Below are 20,934 nucleotides of genomic sequence, written 5' to 3' on the forward strand. Positions count from 1 at the left end.
TCGAGTACGCGCTCATGCCGATTGATTGCGTTTTGTTGCTTCGGCTGGACTTCCGCGGTGAGCGCAGTCTGGTCGTAGCCGTCGTGGCCAGTCTTCGACGACGGCTGTTTCTGCCGGGTCACCGACGCACGCGGCCGCTGCACCGCAGATCCGTTTGCAGGTCCGTGCGGTAGTCGGTGGATTCGCCGAGGTTCCATCCCGCAACGTCACAGAATCCGGGGAGATCCTGGTCGAGGTACCACGTCCAGTCGAAGTCGGCGGTCAGGAGCGCGTTTCGAACCGCGCCTTCGATGTCAAAGAGGAATCTTGGAATATTCGACGTTGAGCGGTACGCCCGGTTTGCATTCGGCTGAACCTTATTCAGCCTGTTGTCCGCTCTGACACTGTCGGGCGCGATAGCCTCGAGCTATGGGTCGCATCTACAGATTCCTGGCCGGAACTGCGGCGATATCAATGGTCGCTGGGAGCGTTTTCGCCGGGGGTGTGCAGGCCGCGCCCGCCGAGCAGCTGTCGTGTGAGGTGTCGTCGGGGCGGGACCCGGAACGGGCGGCTCCCGAACAGGTTGGACTGGATTCGGGACTGCTCGCGGACGCCTTGACGTTCGCCAGTGGGCGTAATCGGTTGAATGTGCAGGTGTTCCGGCACAACTGCCTGATCGGTGAGGGGCCGACGAACGACGAGACCGGCAATGTCGCATGGAATATCTGGAGTGCGACGAAGAGCGTTGTTTCCCTCCTCGCCGGAATCGCCTGGGATCAGGGGAAACTCGATCTCGAGGCGCCGATCGATCGGTATCTGCCGCCCGGACTCGGTGATGAGCAGCATCGGTCGATCACCGTGGAGAATCTGCTGACCGAATCGTCCGGCCTGGCGGCGGATATACTCACCGAGGGTATCACTGGGGTGATTCCGATCGATCCGAGTGGTGCCGTGCAGGCGCTCGGGGTGCCGTTGAACAATCCGCCGGGTTCGGTATTCAGCTACAGCGAGCGCGATGTCGATCTGCTCGCCTACGTCATCGAGTTGGCCATGGCCGAGCCATTGCAGCAGTTCGCGCAGCGTGCGCTTTTCGATCCGCTCGGCATCGAACGCGGTGATTATTACTGGGCGCGCGATCGCGCCGGGCACACCTACGGTTACGCCCATCTGATGATCCCGCCGAACGATTTCGCGAAGCTCGGTCTGCTGGTGAGCAATAACGGGCGCTGGGGCACACAGCAACTAGTCTCCGAGACTTATCTGCGCATGGCACACCAGCCGTCACCAGCGAACAAGTGCTTTGGCTACCTGCTCTGGATCGGCCTCGGATGCGAAGAGTCCCAGGACTTCCAGCCCGCCGATGTGTATTTCATGGTCGGACTCGGCATGCAGAACGTCTTCATCGTGCCGAGTCTGGATTTGACGGTAGTGTGGACCGGACTCTTCGGAAGTGTCAGCAAACAGGGCATCGAGGAGGCTCTGGAGGACACGACGGAGCTGGCGCACGAATTCTTCCGCAGATTGTTCGTGGCATTCAAAGACCCTCTGGTGCCCGATCCCGGTCCGTATGTAGAACCGCCGCGGCGCGCGGATTCGAGCCAGTCCGTGGATACGAATCTGCTGATGGCGGTCTTCGGCGTCGGGCCCGCGGCATATCCGGGCTGCAATGTCTTCAGCTGCCTGAACTACCCGTTGGCACCGCCGTTCGCGGATACCGCGCCGGGCTGCGTCATTCAAGCCTGCCTCGGTCCGGACCCGCGCACGCCCGGTATCCGCTGAATAAAGGGATATCGCCTTCCTGCGCGCCGTGCGCGAACAAATGGTCACCCACTGTTGTGGTCCACAACCTCGACACACTGGCGGTGCCGCGCTGCGCATCGTTGAGAGCGCAAACTCAGTTATGACATCTATTCTGCCCGTTGAGCTTTCACTCAGGCCACCAAATGAACGAGTGCCTCGGCCCTCATCCGCATAGGCGGATGAGGGCGGTCTGGTCAGTGAGATGGCTAGTTCACGCCGCGGTTCACTGGGCAGGCGCCAGGGCCGGGCTGTTGTGATAGGCGGCGATCAGCCACTGGCCGTCGCGCTTCTCGAAGACCCAGGTCGCGTTCACCTTGCGCTCGTCGGCAGGAACTTCGGTCTCGCCTGCGAACAGGATGGCGGATTCACTGATGACGATCGCGGCATCCTCGCCGAGGAAGCGGATGCTGAGCTGCTTGTTGTAGGTCGAGCTGCCCGCGAGCGGCCCCTCGAAGGCCAGTGCCATGTTCTGGCGGATCACCTCACGGCTGTCGCGGAGTGAGCCGGTCATGATGGCGGTCGCGTCCGCGGTGTAGTTGGCGACCATGGCGTCGGCGTCGCCCGCCTCCCACGCCTTGTAGGAATCAGCCAGCACGGCCTGGATTGCCGCCTCGTCTGCGGCACGATTGTTCGACATCGGAGTCTCCCTTGTTGATCGGCTCGCCTGCAGTGTTCCGGCGACCTCGGGAATACATACCGGCGGCGGCATCCGAACTCATCGCGCCCGCTGAAAAGAAAATCTCGGGGGCTAAGCGTCGAGTCGGGCCGCCAGGCCGAAAGCCGCGAAAATCTCGGGATCCTGGAACACCGAATTCCGGCTGATGCCCTCGGCGGTGACTGTGAAGATCTGGAGCGTGTGCAATTCGTAGCGGTCATCGACGCGCTGATAGGCGGCGAATCCGGGTTGGCCGCCGTTGGCGGCGATCTGCTCGAGAAGCCAGTCCTTCCCGGCCGCCTCGAAGACCCATTCCATGAACAGGCCGTAGTTACTGCGGCCGGAGAACCAGTTGAGCATCGGCGGCATCTCCATGATGACGTCCTCGGTGAGCAGACGCTTGAGGCCCTCGATGTCGGCGTGCGCGAACGCCGTCATGTAGCGCTCGACCCAGGCGCGCTGCTCGGCCGTGGACGGTTCGCTGACCCGTTCGGGCCCGACCCCGATCCCCTTCAGGCGGGTGCGTGCCCGCTGCAGGGAGCTGTTCACCGAAACAACGGTGGTGCCGAGGATTTCCGCCGTCTCGGCCGCGGAGAAGCCGAGCACCTCACGCAGGATCAGCGCACCACGCTGGCGCGCCGACAGATGCTGCAGGGCGGAGGCAAATGCCAAGCGCAGGCTGCTGTGATCGATCACGGTCCCGGCCGGATCGCCAGTGTCCAGCAACGAATCCGGTAAGGGCTGCAGCCAGGCGGCGTGCTCTCCCCGCACGAGCGGCCCGAGCGGATCCGCCGCGGCCACCAGTCCCGATGGCAGCGGTCGGCCGCCGCGAGTCTGCAGAGCGGTCAGGCAGGCGTTGGTAGCGATCCGGTAGAGCCAGGTGCGCAGTGAGCTGCGCGTATCGTCGTACTGCTCCCGCGCCCGCCACGCCCTCAGATACGTGTCCTGGACCAGGTCCTCTGCGTCGTGCGCCGAGCCCAGCATCCGATAGCAGTACGCCAGCAGCTCCGTCCGGAACGGTTCGATCCGACGATCGAACCCCACTTCCCTCGTCATCACGCCTCATCTCCACTGTCGCCGCAAGCACCATACCGGCGACGGCGGTGATCATCCGCTGTGGACGGATCGATCCACTACGCAGGTCGTCAACAGCCTGGCCACAGCTAGCCTTCCGGGAACGTCCGCTTTTGCCTGCGGCCTCGCGTCTACGGGCCGCCGGTATGGACGCGAAGGCGGCACTCCGCGCACCGGGTGCGGCCTCGGCTCGACAAACTAGTGATGGCTGGTTACCTGGACCGACTACGAAGTCGGTTGCGCCTGGGCGGAATCGAGTTCGCCTGCGACGATCGGGTCCGCACTTTCGCCAGCGTCATCGACCCCGACCATCTGCCTGAGCTGATCAGCATGCTGACGAATTTGACCGTGACCGGCACTGTCGAGCGTCACAGCCCAGAAGGGCAGATCCACAGTAGCCAGCTCACGTCCTGAAATGCCGCATGCCGCGCTGTCCGAAGCGGTCAGACGGTCGGCCCCGAAGATCGACGGGCCGACCGTTTTTGATCTCTGGTTCAACGAGATTGGCGCGACCGATCGGTCCTCGACTGCCCGCCGGAGTATCCGCAAATACTGCATACCGGTCGAACAGGCGCGAGATCGACTGCCGCGCTGAACATCCTGTATTGGCTCCCATGAGCGTGTCCGGACGGGCGATAAGTAGATTCGCCCGGGCACGAAACAGGCTCGCGCGTCGGGCCGCCGGGGAAAGAAAACCGTGATCACATGACTCGGAAGGGCGCGGGGCCGGGCGGCCCGACCCGGTGATGCCCGCCCCGCGACTCCGATGGGACAGCCCGACCAACCCGACCGGACCGTCCCGGTAACGCACAACGCGGCTACGGCGGCTGGGTGCCGCCGTAGCCGGGCGTTATGGGCGGGTCATCGTTTGATCAGCGCGCGCAGGGCGGTGATCGAGGCCCGGCGTTCATAGCCGATCCAGGCGAAGATCGCGGTGAGCGCCAGCGGGAACGGGGCCAATTCCGGGGTGTCGGCCAAGAAAGCGTTGAAGCTGGCGGCGAGGAAGGTGACGATCGCCAGGCCGATCGCGGCGGCCGCGGTCAGGCGGGGCACCATGAGTCCGATGCCGCCCGCGACCTCGGCGAGACCGATGAAGACCAGCAGCGCCAACGGGATCGAGAAGGCGGTGGCGTTGTTTTCCATCAGGGTCTGCGGGATGACGAGCTTCGGGCCGCCGGAGGCGATGATGAAGAACAGACCGAGCACGATCTGCAGGGTCCACAGGACGCGGTTGCGAACCTTGGCCGGGCGGACGTCGGCGGTGGTCTGGGTGGCGGTGATGGCGGTCATTTCTTGTTCCTTCTGGGACGGTAGCGCCGGGTTGGTGGCGGGTTCACCAGTAAGGACGGAGGCGGTCCGGAAAACTCATCGCCGCGGTCGAAAGAATCTTCACCGCGCCGTCAGGACCGAATGTGCGCTGTATTTCTGGCCAGAGCTGGCCCTCGGAGTCGAACTGATCCCGATCAACCACTGAAATGCCGCATACCGCGCTGACCGAACCGGCCAGCGAGCGGTGCTGACGGAACGACCGAGCCCCCAACCGGGAACCGGACGGGGGCTCAGCAGAGTCTCTACCAGCAGCGATACGCGCGCTGCTACTTCTTCGCGGAAGCTGGAACGCTAGACGTTGAAACGGAATTCGACTACATCGCCGTCGCTCATGACGTAGTCCTTGCCTTCCATACGGACTTTGCCTGCGGCCTTGGCGGCGGCCATGGAGCCTGCGGCGATGAGGTCGTCGTAGGCGACTACTTCGGCCTTGATGAAGCCGCGTTCGAAGTCGGTGTGGATGACACCGGCGGCCTTGGGGGCGGTGTCGCCCTGGTGGATTGTCCAGGCGCGGGCCTCTTTCGGACCTGCGGTGAGGTAGGTCTGCAGGCCCAGGGTGTGGAAGCCGGTGCGGGCAAGGGCGTGCAGGCCGGGCTCGGATTGGCCGATGGATTCGAGCAGTTCCAGGGCGGATTCGTCGTCGAGTTCGAGGAGTTCGGCTTCGACCTTGGCGTCGAGGAAGACCGAATCCGCCGGTGCCACAGCGGCTTTCAGTTCGGCGACCTTGGCGTCGTCGGTGAGCACCGACTCGTCGGCATTGAACACATAGAGGAACGGTTTGGTGGTGAGCAGCGAAAGTTCTTTCAGCAGTTCGCCATCCAATTGGGCGCGGGCGGAGAAAAGGGTTTTGCCGCTGTCGAGTACTTCCTGGGCCGCCTTGGCCGCGTCGAGCAGCGGCTTGCGATCCTTTTTGACCTTGGCTTCCTTCTCCAGCCGCGGGATCGCCTTCTCCAGCGTCTGCATATCGGCGATGATCAGCTCGGTTTCGATGACCTCGATATCGGCGAGCGGGTCGACGCGCCCATCGACGTGCACCACATCATCGTCGGCGAAGACCCGCACCACCTGGCAGATGGCATCGGCTTCGCGAATATTGGCGAGGAATTTATTGCCGAGCCCGGCGCCCTCGGACGCGCCCTTCACGATGCCCGCGATATCGACGAACGACACCGTGGCGGGCAGGATGCGCTGGGAGCCGAAGATCTCGGCCAGCTTGTCCAGTCGCGGGTCGGGCAGCGGAACCACCCCGACGTTCGGCTCGATGGTCGCGAACGGATAGTTCGCAGCCAGCACGTCGTTCTTGGTCAGCGCGTTGAACAGCGTCGACTTTCCGACGTTGGGCAGGCCGACGATTCCGAGGGTGAGACTCACGAGGAACAGAGTCTACGCGGCAGGAAGCAGAGCTTCGGCAGCGGCCGTGACGCACCTCGACGCACGCTGACTGCGTCAGGGAATCAAGATGACCTTGCCCAGGTTCGAGCGATCCTCGATGACCGCGTGGGCCTCGGCGGCGTCTTCCAGCGGGAACTCCGCGTGGACGGCGGGGCGCAGGAGTCCGGAGGCGAAGTACTGCCAAAGTTCCTGGCGCCAGTGTTCGTAGAGGTCCGGGGAGTTGCGGGCAATGCGGGCCATCTGGAAACCGATCACCGATTTTGCGCCGACGAGCAGGTCGTATGCCTGGATGGTGCCGCCGCCGGAGCTGTAGGCGACGAGTCGGCCGCCAGGGGCCACCGCCGCGATGGCCGGGGTGAGGAGGTCGCCGCCGACAGCGTCGAGGAGGTAATCGACGGGTTCGCCCCACGATTCCTGGCCGTAAGCGACGACTTCGTCGGCGCCGAGGCCGTGCAGGAAGTCGGCCTTGGCGAGGTCCGAGACCGCCGCCACCACGCGTGCGGCCCCGCGCACCCGTGCGAGTTGCAGGGCGAGATGCCCGACACCACTGGCGGCGGCCGTGATCAGGGCGGACTCGTCCGACTTGGGATTAGCGGCATCGAGCGCACCGAGTGCGACCAAACCGCTGCGGACCAGCGCGACCGCGTCGACGGCCGAGGCGCCGTCCGGAATCGGCGAGGCCATCGCGGCGGAGAGCAGCGCGTAGTCGGCATAACCGTGGCCGAAGACCAGACCGGTCACACGGTAGCCGGGCATACAGGTGGTCACACCCTCACCAACGGCGACCACCTCGCCCGCCACCTCGCCGCCCAGCGCGATCGGCTCCCGCTGCTCACGCACCTTGCGAACCACCGGCAGCGTGACACCAACCGCCTCGACCCGGACCAGCAGTTCCCCGGGGCCCGGCGTCGGCACCTCGGCCGACACCACCTCGAGTACCTCCGGACCACCGCTGCGCTGGTATTGCACCCGCCGCATCACACCTCCAAGAACGTTAGAAGCGGTAACGGTATCTGGATACGGCTCCGACTCACAGCGCGTCGTCCACTCGAGTGCGATATCTCACCGTCCCTGGCGAGCGCTCGTCATGACCGCTGTCGCCGCAGCCCAACGCACGAGTGGGCGAGGGCAATCCGCACCGCCGCCTAGTCCATCGCCAACGGATCCGAGCCCGCGGACAAGCGCCCGCGCAACGCTGTCCGCGAGTTCATCCGGGGCGGCAGTCGCCTCCGGACCCTCCTGGTAGAACCGCAGGAAAGCCTGGTGGAAGCAGGTGCCGTCGAGGAGTGCGGCCGCAGTGTCGGCGTCGGCGGCGACCCGACCGAGTTGCTGCTCAGCCCGCAGGTAAGCGGCGATTCCCACGATGGCGTGACCGGGGCCCGCGCCGTGCCGTCGCATCGAATCACCGTGTGCCGCCATACGTTTGGGCTGTGCGAGTAATCCGCCGAGCAGGGGTAGGGACTGCCGGTAGAAGAGCAGGGCGGCACGTGCGAAGGCGGCGAGGTTCGTTTCGATCGTGGCGGAACCCGGCTCGGGTCGGGTCGCGGCGGGATCTGGTCGCGCGTGCCCATGCGGTCTCCCCGGTTGACAGGTTGGTAAGTACTCACCCATCCTAGGTTAGTAAATACTCACCAACCTGAAGGGCTCGACATGCGACTCACGATCTTCGGAGCAACCGGCCGCACCGGCGGACACCTCGTGCGCCAGGCACTCGCAGACGGACATGAGGTGACCGCGGTCGTACGCGGTCAGCACGCACTAGCCGATCATCCACAACTGCGCGTCATCACGGCCGATGTCATGAACCCCGATGACATCGCGACGGCCATTCGAGGCGCCGAGGTGGTGCTCGACACCATCGGCTCACGAGACAAGGGCCCGATGACGGTCGCCACCGATGCCGCACTCGCCATTACCAAGGCCATGTCGTCGGTGGGCGTGCGGCGACTGATCCTGATCAGCAATAGCGCGAGAATCGCTGGGCCAGGTGATGATTGGTTCACCCGCTTCGTGGTGAAGCCGCTCATTCTGCGTCCGCTGCTGCGGCACAGCCTCGACGATATGGCCGCGGCCGAGCAGTCGACGCGCGATACCGAACTCGATTGGACGATCGTGCGAGCACCGCAGCTCACCGACGGTCCGGCGAAGGGTTCCTACCGAAAAGCGGTCGATCGCAACGTGACATTCGGCATCCGGATCAGCCGCGACGACCTGGCGACCTGCCTGCTCGACCTGGCAGCTGATCCGCGATCGATCCACCACCACATCAACGTCGCCAGCTGACTCACCTTGCGATAGCCGACCGGCGGCGTAGCGTTGGCGGCTATGGAGCCGACCACCGAAGTGGTGACGGCACGTCCGGCACCCGCGCTCGCGGCGTACATCGATGGGTACGTCGGGTATCGGCTGAGCGGGTTCGCGCCCGGGTTGCATCGGGGGCTGCCGTCGCGGCATATGACGTTCATCGTGTCGATCGGGCCGAGTATCGACGTTGTGGCGCAGACGGATTCGCGGCAGTCGCCGGAGGATTACCGGTGTGTGCTGAGCGGGTTGCAGGCCAGTTCGGCGGTCATTTCACACAGTGGGTATCAGGAGGGCATCGGGATCGAGTTGACGCCGCTCGGGAGCCGGGCGCTGTTCGGGATGCCCGCGAGTGCGCTGTGGAACACCTCGGTGGAATGCGCCGAGGTGGCGGGGCCGGTCGGGCGGCAGCTGTGGGAGCGATTGCAGGAGCTGTCGACCTGGCCGGAGCGGTTCGCCGCCTGTGATCGGGTACTGACCGCGCTGGCCTGTCACGACCGACTGGTGACGCCCGAATTGACTTGGGCCTGGCGCACTTTGGTCGAATCCGACGGAGCCGCGCAGATCGGCCCGCTCGCCGAGGAGATCGGCTGGAGCCGCCAACATCTGGCCCGCCGCTTCGGCGCGGAATTCGGCCTCGGCCCGAAACTCGCGGCTCGAATCGCCCGATTCGAACGCGCCAGGCGGATGATCGGGCACACGCCGTCGTATGTGACGATCGCGCAGATAGCCGCGACCTGCGGATATTACGACCAGGCCCACCTCAACCGCGACTTCGCGGAACTGGCCGGTTGCAGCCCGACCGCCTGGCTCGCGGAGGAGATTCCATCCGTACAAGACCCGGCGGGGTCCGGCGAGTGAGGCTGGATCCATGACGACACCAACGGATTCACCACAGACAACCACCCGCACCGCCGTATGGCCCTGCCTCAATTTCACCGACGCTCGCGCGGCGGTAGCCTTCCTGACCAGCGCATTCGGCTTCGAAGAAGTAGCGATCTACGCCAGGGAGGGCGACCCGTCGTTCATCGAGCACGGTCAGCTGCGCTGGCCGCTCGGCGGCGGCATCATGTTCAGCTCCATCGGCAAGGGCGATAACCCGTTCTGTGAGCGCGGCCCGGGCACCGATTCGATCTATCTCGTCTGCGAAGAACCCGATGCCCTGCACGACCGCGCGGTCGCCGCGGGTGCGGAGGTGGTGCGCGGACTGCGCGATGAGGACTATGGTTCGCGCGGCTTCACCATCCGCGATCCGGAGGGCAATCTCTGGAGCTTCGGCACCTATTGGGGCGAGTAATAACGACGGCCGCCATCTGCGCGGCCGTCAACGCCCGCCGAGACCCGATGCCGCGATGCCGCGCACGAACGCCCGTTGCGCGATCGCGTAGACCACTACCAGCGGCAGCAGAATGACCACGGCCGCGGCCATGAGAATCGGCCATTGCGTGTGGTACTGGCCTTGCAGACGCACCAAACCCAGTGTGGCGGTGGCGATATCGTTGCGCTGGATCATGATCAGCGGCCACAGGAAGTCGTTCCAGACGGTGATCCAGGTGAGCACCCCCAGCACCATGAGCGCGGGACGGGTGTGCGGCAACAACACTCGCCAGAACACCTGCCAGGTGGTGCACCCGTCGACGATCGCGGCTTCCTCGAGTTCGGCGGGCAACGTTCGAAAGAACTGGCGCATGAGATAGGTGCCGAATGCGCTGCCGAACAGGCCGGGAACAATCATCGCCCACGGTGTGTCCACCCAACCGAAGGCGCGCATGATCAGGAATTGCGGGATCACGGTAACCGTCAAAGGCACCATCAGCGTGCCGAGATAGGCGAGGAAAAGCACGTCTCGTCCGCGAAATCGCAAGCGCGCGAATGCATATCCGGCCAGCGAGCAGAAGAAGACCTGTCCGGCAGTGACGCACAACGCATACAACGCGGTATTGAGCAGCATCCGCCCGAGCGGCATCAGGTCGAAAACCTTCCCGTAGTTGGACCACTGCGGACGCGCCGGAACCAGTGTTGGCTCGGTGATCTCGCCATCGCGCTTCAACGAACCCGACAATGCCCACAGGATCGGAAACAGCGCACACCACGCGACACCGATGAGCGCGACATAGATCAGCACACCACGCACCGTTCGGCGCAGAATAGCCCGCTCCACCCGACCGGCACTGCGTGCCCGCACACCGATCCGCACCGGAAGCGACCGAACCACCTCGTACGTATTCACAACTCGACCTCCGCCCGACGCGCGAACCGCAACTGCAAGAGCGTCAGCACCAGCAGAATCGCGAAGATCACCCAGGCCAGCGCCGCCGCATAGCCGACCTCGTAGAACCCGAAGGCGTTCTGGAACAACATGATTCCGAGCAGATAGGTACCGGTCTCCGGCCCGCCATTGCTTCCGGTCAACGCATAGGCCTGATCGAATGCCTGTACCGAGTTGATGATGGTGATGACGAAGACGAACGACAGCGGCCCGCGGATCAACGGCAGCGTCACCGACCAGAACCGCCGCAGTGCCCCAGCCCCGTCGATGCGCGCCGCCTCGTACAGCGTCTCCGGCACGCCCTGCATCGCCGCCAGCAGGATCACCGTCGCGAAAGGCACGCTCTTCCATACGGTGACGATGCTCAGCGAGACCAGCGCCCAATCCGGATCGGTCAGCCACGGCACCGGATCAATGCCGACCCAGCCGAGCATTATGTTGAGCAGACCGTCATCGGTGGTGAAGATGAAGCGCCACACCACCGCCATGGCCACGGTCGAGGCGACCAGCGGCAGGAACGCAATGGTCCGAAAGATGCCGATACCGGCCAACTTCCGATTGAGCACGGCGGCAACGGCCAGCCCGATCAGCACCGTCGGTATCAGCGTCGATACGGTGAACACCGCGGTATTGCGCAATGCGATGAGGAACAACGGATCCGATGCGAACAACCGCCGATAGTTCGCCGATCCCACGAACCGCGGCGGACTGAACAAGTCCCACGAGTGCAGGCTCAGATACAACGAGACGGCGAGCGGAAACAGCAAGAACACCAGCACCGCGGCCAGATTCGGTGCCACGAACATCCAGCCCGCCCGCTCACGCCGCCGCGCCAGCCGACCCCGCTGGTGTGGTGCACTCATGAGGATTCCAGCAGAGTATTGATATCAGCAGTCAGGGACGCACTCACCGACTCAGCGGTCGCAGCACCGCGCAGCACCCGGTTGCCACCGCGCTCCAGTAGCGCGGAAACCTTGCCCCACACCGGAGTAACGGGCAGCGCCCGCGAATTCTCCGGACCTTCCGTGAACACCTGAAGGTTGCGGATCTCGCGGTGCGCATCCGCGAATCCAGCAGAGCCCATCGCGGATTTGAGCACCGGCACGAAAAGTCCGGAGGATGCGATAATGGCCTGTCCGACCGGCCCGGTCGCGAATTTGACGAATTCCCAGGCTTGTTCGATGCGCGGACTATCGGCGGCGATCGACAACCCGGTACTCCCCACATCGGTGAATGCCCCGGGTCCGCCATGCGGCCCGACGGGCAACACCGTGACACCGATGGGCAGATCATCCTGTCCGGCGAACTCGGAATACAACCAATGCCCACCCATCGCCATCGCGGCACGTCCACGACGAAACAGGTCCGGTGCCGAAACCGACTGCTGGTCGGCAACTTTCGGCGCAACCCCGTGGCGAACCGCGAGATCGGCATAGAACTGGAACCCCTCGGCGAACCGAGGATCACCGAGATTGGTCCTGATCGGATCCACCGGCGGCGAGAACCACTCCGCACCGTTGTTCATACCGAAGCACGCTGCCGAGAAATACGGTACCCAGGCGTCGGCGAACCCCCACCGGGTCCGACCGGATGACTCATGCCGCGTGAGTTTCCTTGTGACATCGAGGAATTCATCGAATGACCAGGCGTCCTGCCACTGGGTCGGCGCGGCCACACCGGCATCGGCGAACAGTCTTCGGTTGTAGTACAGAAACACCCCGGACCACTGTTCCGGCAGCGCATACTGCCCGCCGCCGTAGGTGAAGGTGTCATAGAGCGCCGGATAACTGTCGGCACGCAGCGCGGCAGCGTATTCGGGTTCCCGATCGAGCAGTGTGCGCAGATCCAGCAGCACGCCACGCTCGGCGAGTCCGGCATAGAGCAACTCCCACGCCATCATGACGTCGGGACATTTGCCACCCGCGCAGTAGGTGAGCATCTGCTGCAACGGGTCCGGACCGGACATGATGGTGCGGATCCGGATCTGCGGGTTTCGCCGCTGGAACTCCTCGATGATCTTCAGCCGGACCCGCGCCTCCTCCGGCCTGGCCTGAAAGAAAAAGGTCAGCGCGTCGTCATCGGCTCCGCAGCCGGTGGTGGCGAGCAGCGGCGCGGCCAGCACCGAACCGAGCAGCGTGCGCCTGCGCAACGAGGTCCTCCTCCAGGCGGGTGTGGAGCTTGGCGGAATCGCATGGCAGCATACGTTCGGCAACACCGAGGTGATGGCCGACACACGAACAAAACTTAACGTTGTCCTAAGCCGATCGGAAACGAGCCCGATCGACATCACCAATCGGATACGTTGTCAGATGTTTGAGCAGGATCCTGCGCGTTTTTCAGGAGAGTAAGCGGATGGCGACAATCGAATATTTGCGGACGGATCCCGATCTGCCGCCGGTCGGGGTGGTCGATCACTCCCCGATCACGCCACGGAAGAAGGCGATCTTCGGGGCGATCGCAGTCGTCGGAGCGATAGCCTGGGCCGTCCTCGCCATCTCGCGCGGTGAGAACGTCAATGCGGTATGGATCGTGATCGCGGCGGTCTGCACCTATGTCACCGCCTACCAGTTCTACGCCAGGCTGATCGAATACCGGATCACCAAGCCGCGCGACGATGTGGCCACGCCCGCCGAGGAATTGGAGAACGGCAAGGACTACATGCCGATGGACCGGCGGGTGCTGTTCGGGCACCACTTCGCCGCCATCGCGGGCGCGGGTCCACTGGTCGGACCGGTGCTGGCCGCGCAGATGGGTTATCTGCCGGGCACCATCTGGATCATCGTCGGCGTCGTTCTCGCGGGCGCCGTGCAGGACTACCTGGTGCTGTGGGCTTCGTCGAAGCGCCGTGGGCGCAGCCTCGGGCAGATGGCCCGTGACGAACTCGGGCCGATCGGCGGTGTCGCCGCGATCATCGCCGTGCTGGTGATCATGATGATCCTGCTCGCGGTGCTAGGCATCGTGGTCGTGCAGGCACTGGCCGCGGTCAAGGGGCCGGATGGCGCGCTGCACGGCGGCAGCCCGTGGGGTGTGTTCTCCATCGGCATGACCATCCCGATCGCCCTGTTCATGGGCCTGTACCTGCGCTTCATGCGGCCGGGCCGGGTCGGTGAGGTATCGATCGTCGGCTTCGCAATGCTGCTGTTCGTCATCATCTCCGGCCGTTGGGTGTCCGAATCCGGTTGGGGCCGTGACCTGTTCACGCTGTCCGGCACCACCATCGCCTGGCTGCTGATCATCTACGGTTTCATCGCCTCGGTGCTGCCGGTGTGGTTGCTGCTCGCACCGCGCGATTACCTGTCGACGTTCATGAAGATCGGCACCATCGGTCTGCTCGCGCTCGGCATCGTGTTCACCATGCCGGTGCTGAAGGCGCCCGCGGTGTCCCAGTTCGCGCACAACAGCAACGGTCCGTCCTTCGCGGGCAGCCTGTTCCCGTTCCTGTTCATCACCATCGCATGTGGCGCGCTGTCCGGATTCCACGCTCTGGTCTCCTCCGGCACCACGCCCAAACTGCTGGAGAAGCAGTCGCATGCGCGAATGATCGGCTACGGCGGCATGCTGATGGAGTCGTTCGTCGCGGTTATGGCGATGATCACCGCGAGCATCATCGACCAGCACCTGTACTTCGCCATGAACGCGGGCGCCGGTCTCACCGGCGGCACCGCCGAGAAGGCCGCCGCTTACACCAATTCCCTTGGGCTGAGCGGTGATCCGATCACCGCGGGTGAGTTGACCCAGACCGCCAAGGATGTCGGCGAGACCAGCGTCATCTCGCGCACCGGTGGCGCGCCGACGCTGGCGGTCGGCATGTCCCAGGTGATGTCCGGATTCCTCGGCGGCTCCGGGTTGAAGGCGTTCTGGTACCACTTCGCGATCATGTTCGAGGCGCTGTTCATCCTCACCACCATCGACGCCGGTACCCGTGTCGCGCGCTTCATGCTCTCGGATTCGCTCGGCAATCTGGGTGGTCCGGCGAAGAAGTTCAAGGATCCGTCGTGGCGGCCCGGCGCCTGGCTGTGCTCGGCCATTGTGGTCGCGGCCTGGGGTTCGGTGCTGCTGATGGGTGTCACCGATCCGCTCGGCGGCATCTACACGCTCTACCCGCTGTTCGGCATCTCCAACCAGCTGCTGGCCGCGATCGCGCTCACCGTCGTGCTGACCATTCTGATCAAGAAGGGTCTGGTGAAGTGGGCGTGGATTCCCGCGCTGCCGCTGATCTGGGATCTGATCGTGACGATGACGGCGTCTTGGCAGAAGATCTTCTCCGCGGATCCGAAGATCGGTTACTGGAAGCAGCACGATAACTACAGTGCCGCCCGCGATGCCGGAAAGTTGTTGGCACCGGCCAAGACTGCCGACGATATGGACAAGGTTGTGCGTAATACGTTCATCCAGGGCACCTTGTCGATCATCTTCGCGGTGTTGGTATTGGTCGTCGCGGTGGTCGGTGTGGTCGTCTGCTTCCGTGCCTGGCGCGCGGGCGGCGGACCGAGCAGTGAAACGCCGGACGAACCGTCGAAGATCTTCGCACCGCGCGGTTTCATCGCCACCGCGGAAGAGAAGGCGGTGCAGAAGGAATGGGATGCCCTGATCGAATCGGGGCAGGTCCGGGCGCCGGGCGCGGCACATGCCAAGGGTTCGACGGCGGAAACACCAGTACATTGACCGCAGCAGCGCAGCCGAATGACGGTCGGTCACCTCGACCGGCCATCATTCGGCGTCTGCGGGTCGCCGCAAGCGTCTGTGCGGCAAGGGTTCGCGCGTTCGTTACGTGGTTCAATGCGGTGCTCGGCGGGCAGGATTACCAGCGCTATGTGGACCATCTGCAGCGCAATCACCCCGGTTGCGCGATTCCCTCGGAGCGCGAGTATTGGCGGCGCCGCCATGCGGACGCGGACAACAATCCGCAGAATCGCTGCTGCTGAACCGGCTATCCGATGGTCAACTCAGCTTCGCCACGCTCGTGATCCAAGAGCCAACGCTTGACCGGCAGGCCCCACCGGAATCCGCCGAGCGCTCCGCCGATGCGCAACACCCGGTGGCACGGCACGAAAAGCGCCGCGGCATTGCGGGCGCAGGCATTGGCGGCGGCTCGGGTGGCGTCCGGACGGCCGGAGATGGCGGCGTATTCGGTGTAGGTGACCGGATCGCCCGCCGGGATCTTGCGCAGTACTTCCCACGCGTGCATGAGGAATTCGCCGGATTGTTGACGCACCTCGATCGCGTCGATCGCGGTGAGTTCGCCGCGATGGTAGGCGGTGATCGCGCGGGTCACCTCGCCGAGCTCGGCACGTCTGTGTAGGTCGCTGGGGCGCAGCCTCGGGTGGACCAGCTGTCGCAAGTTCTCGGCGTCGGCGGTCCAACCGGAAGCGAGTACGGCACCATCGGCGTCTACCAGTGCCGTGAATGGGCCGATCGGGGTGTCGGAGGTCGCGAAATCGGTTGTCACGATCGGGTCTTCGCTTTCATCGCGGATACTTTCGGTGGTGTGGCCTTGCGACCGGCGAGCGCGGCCTTCCACAGGTGCATGGATAGATACGAACGCCACGGCGCCCAGCGCGCGGTATCGGTGAGATCGACGCCGAGCAGGGTGGCGCCTTGGCGGACAACGAGATCGGTGTCGAGCAGGATGTCCGGATCGGCCAGCAGCCGCATGGTCACATAGTCCGCGGTCCACGGGCCGACACCTTCCATAGCCAGCAGGTCGCGGCGTAGGTCGCTGGCCGTGCGGCCCTGGTGCAGCACCAGATCGCCGGAGGCGAGAGCCGAAGCGGCGCCGATTATCGAGCGGGTCCGCCGCGCCGGACCGGTCAAAACCTCGGCCCCGCGTTCGGCGATCGCGGCCGGAGTCGGGAACAGGCGTGCGACCGGTCCGTCGATCGGCTCGCCCAGAGCCTCGACCAACCGAGCGGTGTGTGTCGCGGCCGCGGATACTGAAATCTGTTGACCGATCATGGTGCGCAGCAACAACTCCGGGCCGTCGAGGCAGCCCGGCACGCGGATGCCGGGAGTGAACGGTGGGTGGGCTCGGGTGCGGCGGACGGTCGCACCGACATTGAAGGCATGGTCGGCTGGCGCCGCACCGGCGTCCGGGAGATCTCGCCCGGACGTCTCGATGACGTCGGTATCGGCGGGCACCACGCCGAGCGCCTCATCGATACCGACCGGGTCCGCGTCCAGGTCCAGCAGATGCCGCAGTCGCGCGACGGTCGGTGCGAGGTCGCGCATATCGTGCAGGGACAACTCGGCGCGCACGTGGTCGCGCTGGAAACCGAGCCGTATCGTCGCATGTCCATGCGGGGTGCGCAGGCTACGGGTGTAGGCGCGGTCCTCCCATAGCTCCATGCCCGGCACGACGTGCGAGGAGAGGAACCACTCGAGCCAGCCGCGGTCCAGCGGCTCGCGGAAGGGCAGCCGCAGCGTGAGCGAGCCATTGGTGGCGGGCACCACGTGGCTGCCGGAGCGGGTCACCCGCTGTGCCTCGGTGCGCATGGTGGTCGGGCTGACCGCGAAAACCTCGCGGACGGTGTCGTTGAACTGGCGAATGCTGGCGAATCCGGCCGCGAAGGCGATATCGGACATCGGCATATTCGTGGTCTGGATCAGCAGCCGGGCGGTGTGCGCGCGATGCGCCCTGGCCAGTGCCAGCGGACCGGCCCCCAGTTCGGTGGTGAGCACCCGGGTCAGCTGGCGCTGTGAATAGCCGAGCGTGGCGGCCAGTGCGGGCACGCCGCCGCGTTCGATGACGCCGTCGCCGATGAGCCGCATCGCCCGTGCGGCCAGGTCGGCGCGGGTATTCCACAGCGGCGAGCCCGGCGCGGCATCGGGCAGGCAGCGGCGGCAGGCCCGGTATCCGGCCTGCTGCGCCGCTGCGGCCGTCGGCAGGAATGTGACATTCGTCGGTTTCGGGGTAATCGCCGGACATGAAGGGCGGCAATAGATTCCGGTAGTCCGCACCGCGGTGAAGAACTGGCCGTCGAAGCGGGAGTCCCGGGTCGATACCGCCCGATAGCAGCGCTCGAAATCCAAAGCCGTGATCGTCACCCAATCCACAATGGCAGCAACCCGCACGGAACGCTAGCGGAAATCCGCCATGACCGCCACGGCAGGCACGGACGAGCCAGCAGCGGCGGGCATCGGTAGGTATCCGAATTGTCGAGCAGCACAACGGAATCTCGCCTTGAGCGATACACTGCGTTCGCGAGATTTGGGCCGGAACATCGGGATATGGGCCGAATTACGAGGGCGGGCGCATGGTTGGCGTCGGAGACCGCATCGCGGGGCGGTACGCGCTGCGGGAACTGTTCACACTCGGCGGCGAGGGTATGGCCTGGCGGGCGAGGGATGATGACCTCGACCGCGACGTCGTCTTGAAATGTCCGCGCCCGGACGATCCGCCCAGCGCCCAGCGGCTGCGCACCGCCGCGCGCAATGCGGCGGCACTGCGACATCAGCACATCGTCGGCGTCTACAACATCTTCGAACACGACAATGTGTGCTGGCTGGTAACGGAATATGTGCCGGGCCATTCGCTCGCCGAAATCGCTCGTGCGCAACGCAAACTCGGGCCCGGCCGGGCCGCCGTAATCGGCGAGCAGATCGCGAGCGCGCTGGCGCACTGCCACGATCGCGGCATCCTGCACTGCGATATCTCACCGGAAAACATCATCCTCGCCGATGACGGCGACGCCTGGCTGACCGACTTCGGCAGCTCACTCGACCTGCGCAATGCGGGCACCGGCGACACGCCGGATATCGCGCGTGGCAAATGGCGGTATCTGGCGCCAGAGGTCGCGGCGGGCGGTCCGGCCGGACCCAAATCGGATGTCTACGCACTGGCGGCCTCGCTGCTCGCGGTGACCGAACGCCAGCGCCGTCCCGGACTGCTCGAGGCATTACTCACCCAGTTGACCCTGCCGAACCCGAATCACCGGCCCACGGCCGCCACCGCCGCGACCCGCTTCGCACGCCTCGAGCAGCCCCCGCGCGGCTGGGATCGCACCATCGCGCGCCGGACTGCGGTGGGCGCCGCGGAGGCCGTCGCGATGGCGCTGATCGTCGCGGCCAGTGTGGCAATGCCCAGTGCCGCGGCGCTGGACCCCTTCGGCGATCCGAGTTCGGCCGATCCATGCGCACTGCTCGATCCGAACTCGCTGGCCGAATTCGGCCGGATCGATCTGTCCACCGATGGCGGCAATTTCGATACCTGCGACCTGCGCGTGCGACAGTGGGGTGCGGATTTCCACCCGGATATCGGCCAGGTCCGGCTGACGATGTCCGTCGAGGCGCCCGAACAGAGCTCGCAGGTCTCCTTCACCCGCGTCGGCAATATCACCATCGCCTCGGAACCCGCCGGTAGTACCAGATGTGTTCGGACACTGATGGTTTCGCCCGGTGCGAATATCGCGATCATCGGCGAACGAAAGGTTCCGACCGGACCCGACCCGTGTGTGCTGGCCGATATCGCGGCCACGCACGCGCGAGATCTATTGCTGCACAGTTCGATTCCGCGCCGACCTGGCACATTTCCGACCGGGTCGCTGGCCTGGCGCGACGCCTGCGCCCTGCTGGATGTGCCGACGCTGGGCCGGGTAGCGGGCGTCGACGCAGTACATCCGGCCCCGGGATTCGGCAGGTGGTCCTGCCGATGGGACAGCACCATCGACGGTCACGTCACGGTGCGCTACGACCGGGACGCGCTGAAGACCGCGGAGTCCGGACAGCCGCTGACCCTCGCGGGTCTGCCGAGTTTTCGCCGGTCCGGCAGCAAAGCCACCGACGACTGCATCGTGCAGATCCAGTACCGCGGCTTTCGTGGCACGTCCAGCAGCGACCGGGCCGAGGTCGTAGTGGTCAAGTTCTACGGATCGCAGCCCGCCGAGCAGCGCTGCGCGACCGTCACCGATCTGGCGACGACCGTGGCGACCAGCCTGACCAGATGATGCCCGGACCGGTCCGGCGCATTCGGTGCGACGCTCGGATCGGGACCAGACCAACTGTGAGGAGGCCACGGTGGCACAGGGAAAGCCGAGACGCAAGGGCGTGTATCCGATGTCCGCCTCGGGTCATGGATTGGCGAGAGGAGCCGTCGGCACCGCGCCGGGCACGATCTCGGTGCTGTCGACGGCGGGCGGGGTCCACGGCACGCCGCACGATGGAAATCTCATCGAATTCGGCCGCAACCTCGATGAGGTGGATGTCGGTGTCGGCGGGGACGATCTGCGGATCAGTCGCGTGCACGGAACGCTGACCTACCGGCGCAACCGCTGGCAGCTCGACAACATCGGCAGTGTGCCCATTCGATTGCCGCAGTCCCGGCTCGTATTCGAAGGCGAGGAGCCGTTTCCGCTCGACACCGGCTACACCCCGATGTTCATTCGCGGATCACACCATCGGGAGCACCTCCTGGAGGTCTATGTGACCGGCCTCGACGGGGGTCTGCCAGTGCCGCGGCACGAGCATGTCACCGAGAAGCCAGGGCCGTGGCCGCTGGATCCGGACGAGAAGTTGGCGCTTGTCGCGCTCGGCCAGCCGTACCTGTACCAGGAGCGCTGGCCGCAGCCGTGGACCTGGAAGGAGACAGCGGCACTGCTGCACGCGCTGCGACCGGACGCGGGCTGGACCGATCGGCGGGTAGCGGATGTGATCGGGCGTGTCCGGGCGCGGCTTTCGGATGAGAAGTACGCCCGCGCCTGCGGACACGAGCCGGTTCCCGGGTTGACCAGGGATCAGCTCACCGAACCTATCGGCAATATGCTCAATCACAATCTGCTGCAGGAACTTATCCAGTCGACCACGATTGTCCCCCGCGATCTCCAGTTGCTCGACGGGCCCTGAGTTCAGTCGGCCGTTTGTTGCCGAGCGATAAAAAGTGCTGCGGCCGTGCGGGTTACCGCGACGGCGGTTCGGTCGTACCAACCTGACCGCCAGTGACGACGACCACCTCGATCGGTCCGGACACTTCGGTGATATCGCGTCTCCAGCGTTCTGCCCGCTGTGTTCGCCTGATCTATTGCGGCACTTCAGGTCTGGATCGGTGCGCTGCCGTACGAAACCTGGTCCGGACCGGTCCGGGACTGCCCAGGAGAGCATGTTCGAACCAGCATAGGGATCGACCCAACCGGGCGATATCCCG

Annotated in this window: 20 protein-coding genes; 9 read left to right on the plus strand and 11 right to left on the minus strand. The window is 65.2% G+C overall.

From position 1 onward, the window contains the following. Nucleotides 1-408: 408 nt before the first annotated feature. A complete protein-coding gene (locus NA5_RS29075) occupies nucleotides 409-1,758 on the plus strand; it encodes a serine hydrolase domain-containing protein (RefSeq protein ID WP_062991704.1) in 1,350 nt (449 codons plus the stop codon). Between the two features lie 244 nt (nucleotides 1,759-2,002). Here the strand turns inward: NA5_RS29075 and NA5_RS29080 are convergent, their stop codons facing one another. Both NA5_RS29080 and NA5_RS29085 read right to left on the minus strand, forming a co-directional pair. After that, the gene (locus NA5_RS29080) at nucleotides 2,003-2,416 is read right to left on the minus strand and encodes an SgcJ/EcaC family oxidoreductase (RefSeq protein ID WP_062991706.1); all 414 of its coding nucleotides are present in this window, start codon (nucleotides 2,414-2,416) and stop codon (nucleotides 2,003-2,005) included. Nucleotides 2,417-2,527: 111 nt separating this feature from the next. After that, entirely contained in the window at nucleotides 2,528-3,490 is a 963-nt protein-coding gene (locus NA5_RS29085; RefSeq protein WP_062991709.1) for an RNA polymerase subunit sigma-70, read from the minus strand. Between the two features lie 222 nt (nucleotides 3,491-3,712). Between NA5_RS29085 and NA5_RS29090 the strand changes: the two genes are divergently transcribed. Further along, nucleotides 3,713-3,922, plus strand: a complete 210-nt coding sequence (locus tag NA5_RS29090; RefSeq protein ID WP_062991711.1) for a hypothetical protein — start codon at nucleotides 3,713-3,715, stop codon at nucleotides 3,920-3,922. A gap of 447 nt (nucleotides 3,923-4,369) precedes the next feature. On the opposite strand, the gene NA5_RS29100 is transcribed toward NA5_RS29090, so the two are convergent. The 4 genes from NA5_RS29100 to NA5_RS29115 form a co-directional block, all read right to left on the minus strand. Continuing rightward, nucleotides 4,370-4,798: a DoxX family protein gene (locus tag NA5_RS29100; protein ID WP_062991715.1), complete on the minus strand. Its 429-nt coding sequence runs from the start codon at nucleotides 4,796-4,798 to the stop codon at nucleotides 4,370-4,372. A 330-nt stretch (nucleotides 4,799-5,128) separates the two neighbouring features. Next, nucleotides 5,129-6,208, minus strand: coding sequence for a redox-regulated ATPase YchF (ychF, locus tag NA5_RS29105; RefSeq protein ID WP_062991717.1), 1,080 nt, complete (start codon nucleotides 6,206-6,208; stop codon nucleotides 5,129-5,131). Between the two features lie 75 nt (nucleotides 6,209-6,283). Beyond that, complete coding sequence (locus tag NA5_RS29110) at nucleotides 6,284-7,207, minus strand: quinone oxidoreductase family protein (RefSeq protein ID WP_062991719.1); 924 nt, start codon at nucleotides 7,205-7,207, stop codon at nucleotides 6,284-6,286. A gap of 84 nt (nucleotides 7,208-7,291) precedes the next feature. Next, a complete protein-coding gene (locus NA5_RS29115; protein ID WP_062991721.1) occupies nucleotides 7,292-7,840 on the minus strand; it encodes a hypothetical protein in 549 nt (182 codons plus the stop codon). A gap of 39 nt (nucleotides 7,841-7,879) precedes the next feature. On the opposite strand from NA5_RS29115, the gene NA5_RS29120 reads away from it, so the two are divergent. Genes NA5_RS29120 through NA5_RS29130 form a run of 3 tightly spaced genes read left to right on the plus strand, consistent with a single transcriptional unit; the run spans nucleotide 7,880 to nucleotide 9,827 of the window. Next, on the plus strand, nucleotides 7,880-8,512 hold the full coding sequence (locus NA5_RS29120; protein ID WP_062991723.1) for an NAD(P)-dependent oxidoreductase: 633 nt from the start codon (nucleotides 7,880-7,882) through the stop codon (nucleotides 8,510-8,512). A gap of 42 nt (nucleotides 8,513-8,554) precedes the next feature. After that, nucleotides 8,555-9,391: an AraC family transcriptional regulator gene (locus NA5_RS29125; protein WP_062991725.1), complete on the plus strand. Its 837-nt coding sequence runs from the start codon at nucleotides 8,555-8,557 to the stop codon at nucleotides 9,389-9,391. Nucleotides 9,392-9,401: 10 nt separating this feature from the next. Next, nucleotides 9,402-9,827, plus strand: coding sequence for a VOC family protein (locus NA5_RS29130; protein WP_062991726.1), 426 nt, complete (start codon nucleotides 9,402-9,404; stop codon nucleotides 9,825-9,827). A gap of 27 nt (nucleotides 9,828-9,854) precedes the next feature. On the opposite strand, the gene NA5_RS29135 is transcribed toward NA5_RS29130, so the two are convergent. From NA5_RS29135 to NA5_RS29145, 3 genes are all read right to left on the minus strand, one after another. Further along, nucleotides 9,855-10,691, minus strand: a complete 837-nt coding sequence (locus tag NA5_RS29135) for a carbohydrate ABC transporter permease (RefSeq protein WP_062991771.1) — start codon at nucleotides 10,689-10,691, stop codon at nucleotides 9,855-9,857. 65 nt (nucleotides 10,692-10,756) lie between these two features. Continuing rightward, nucleotides 10,757-11,635, minus strand: coding sequence for a carbohydrate ABC transporter permease (locus NA5_RS29140; protein WP_371856468.1), 879 nt, complete (start codon nucleotides 11,633-11,635; stop codon nucleotides 10,757-10,759). A gap of 23 nt (nucleotides 11,636-11,658) precedes the next feature. After that, on the minus strand, nucleotides 11,659-12,948 hold the full coding sequence (locus NA5_RS29145; protein ID WP_157110689.1) for an ABC transporter substrate-binding protein: 1,290 nt from the start codon (nucleotides 12,946-12,948) through the stop codon (nucleotides 11,659-11,661). Between the two features lie 203 nt (nucleotides 12,949-13,151). Between NA5_RS29145 and NA5_RS29150 the strand changes: the two genes are divergently transcribed. Then, nucleotides 13,152-15,464 (plus strand): carbon starvation CstA family protein, encoded by a 2,313-nt coding sequence (locus tag NA5_RS29150; protein ID WP_062991730.1) that lies wholly within the window; start codon nucleotides 13,152-13,154, stop codon nucleotides 15,462-15,464. A gap of 56 nt (nucleotides 15,465-15,520) precedes the next feature. Continuing rightward, nucleotides 15,521-15,724, plus strand: coding sequence for a YbdD/YjiX family protein (locus NA5_RS42480; RefSeq protein ID WP_062991774.1), 204 nt, complete (start codon nucleotides 15,521-15,523; stop codon nucleotides 15,722-15,724). A gap of 5 nt (nucleotides 15,725-15,729) precedes the next feature. Here the strand turns inward: NA5_RS42480 and NA5_RS29160 are convergent, their stop codons facing one another. Beyond that, nucleotides 15,730-16,248: a methylated-DNA--[protein]-cysteine S-methyltransferase gene (locus tag NA5_RS29160; RefSeq protein ID WP_062991732.1), complete on the minus strand. Its 519-nt coding sequence runs from the start codon at nucleotides 16,246-16,248 to the stop codon at nucleotides 15,730-15,732. Next, nucleotides 16,245-17,852, minus strand: a complete 1,608-nt coding sequence (locus NA5_RS29165; protein ID WP_062991734.1) for a DNA-3-methyladenine glycosylase 2 family protein — start codon at nucleotides 17,850-17,852, stop codon at nucleotides 16,245-16,247. The genes NA5_RS29160 and NA5_RS29165 overlap by 4 nt, the downstream gene beginning before the upstream one ends. 200 nt (nucleotides 17,853-18,052) lie before the next feature. Between NA5_RS29165 and NA5_RS29170 the strand changes: the two genes are divergently transcribed. Together NA5_RS29170 and NA5_RS29175 are read left to right on the plus strand one after the other, a co-directional pair. Further along, the gene (locus NA5_RS29170; protein ID WP_062991736.1) at nucleotides 18,053-19,741 is read left to right on the plus strand and encodes a protein kinase domain-containing protein; all 1,689 of its coding nucleotides are present in this window, start codon (nucleotides 18,053-18,055) and stop codon (nucleotides 19,739-19,741) included. A 70-nt stretch (nucleotides 19,742-19,811) separates the two neighbouring features. Next, nucleotides 19,812-20,636, plus strand: a complete 825-nt coding sequence (locus NA5_RS29175) for an FHA domain-containing protein (RefSeq protein ID WP_218020182.1) — start codon at nucleotides 19,812-19,814, stop codon at nucleotides 20,634-20,636. The last annotated feature ends 298 nt before the right edge of the window (nucleotides 20,637-20,934 follow it).

Source organism: Nocardia anaemiae NBRC 100462, from assembly GCF_001612725.1.
GTDB classification, from domain to species: Bacteria; Actinomycetota; Actinomycetes; order Mycobacteriales; family Mycobacteriaceae; genus Nocardia; species Nocardia anaemiae.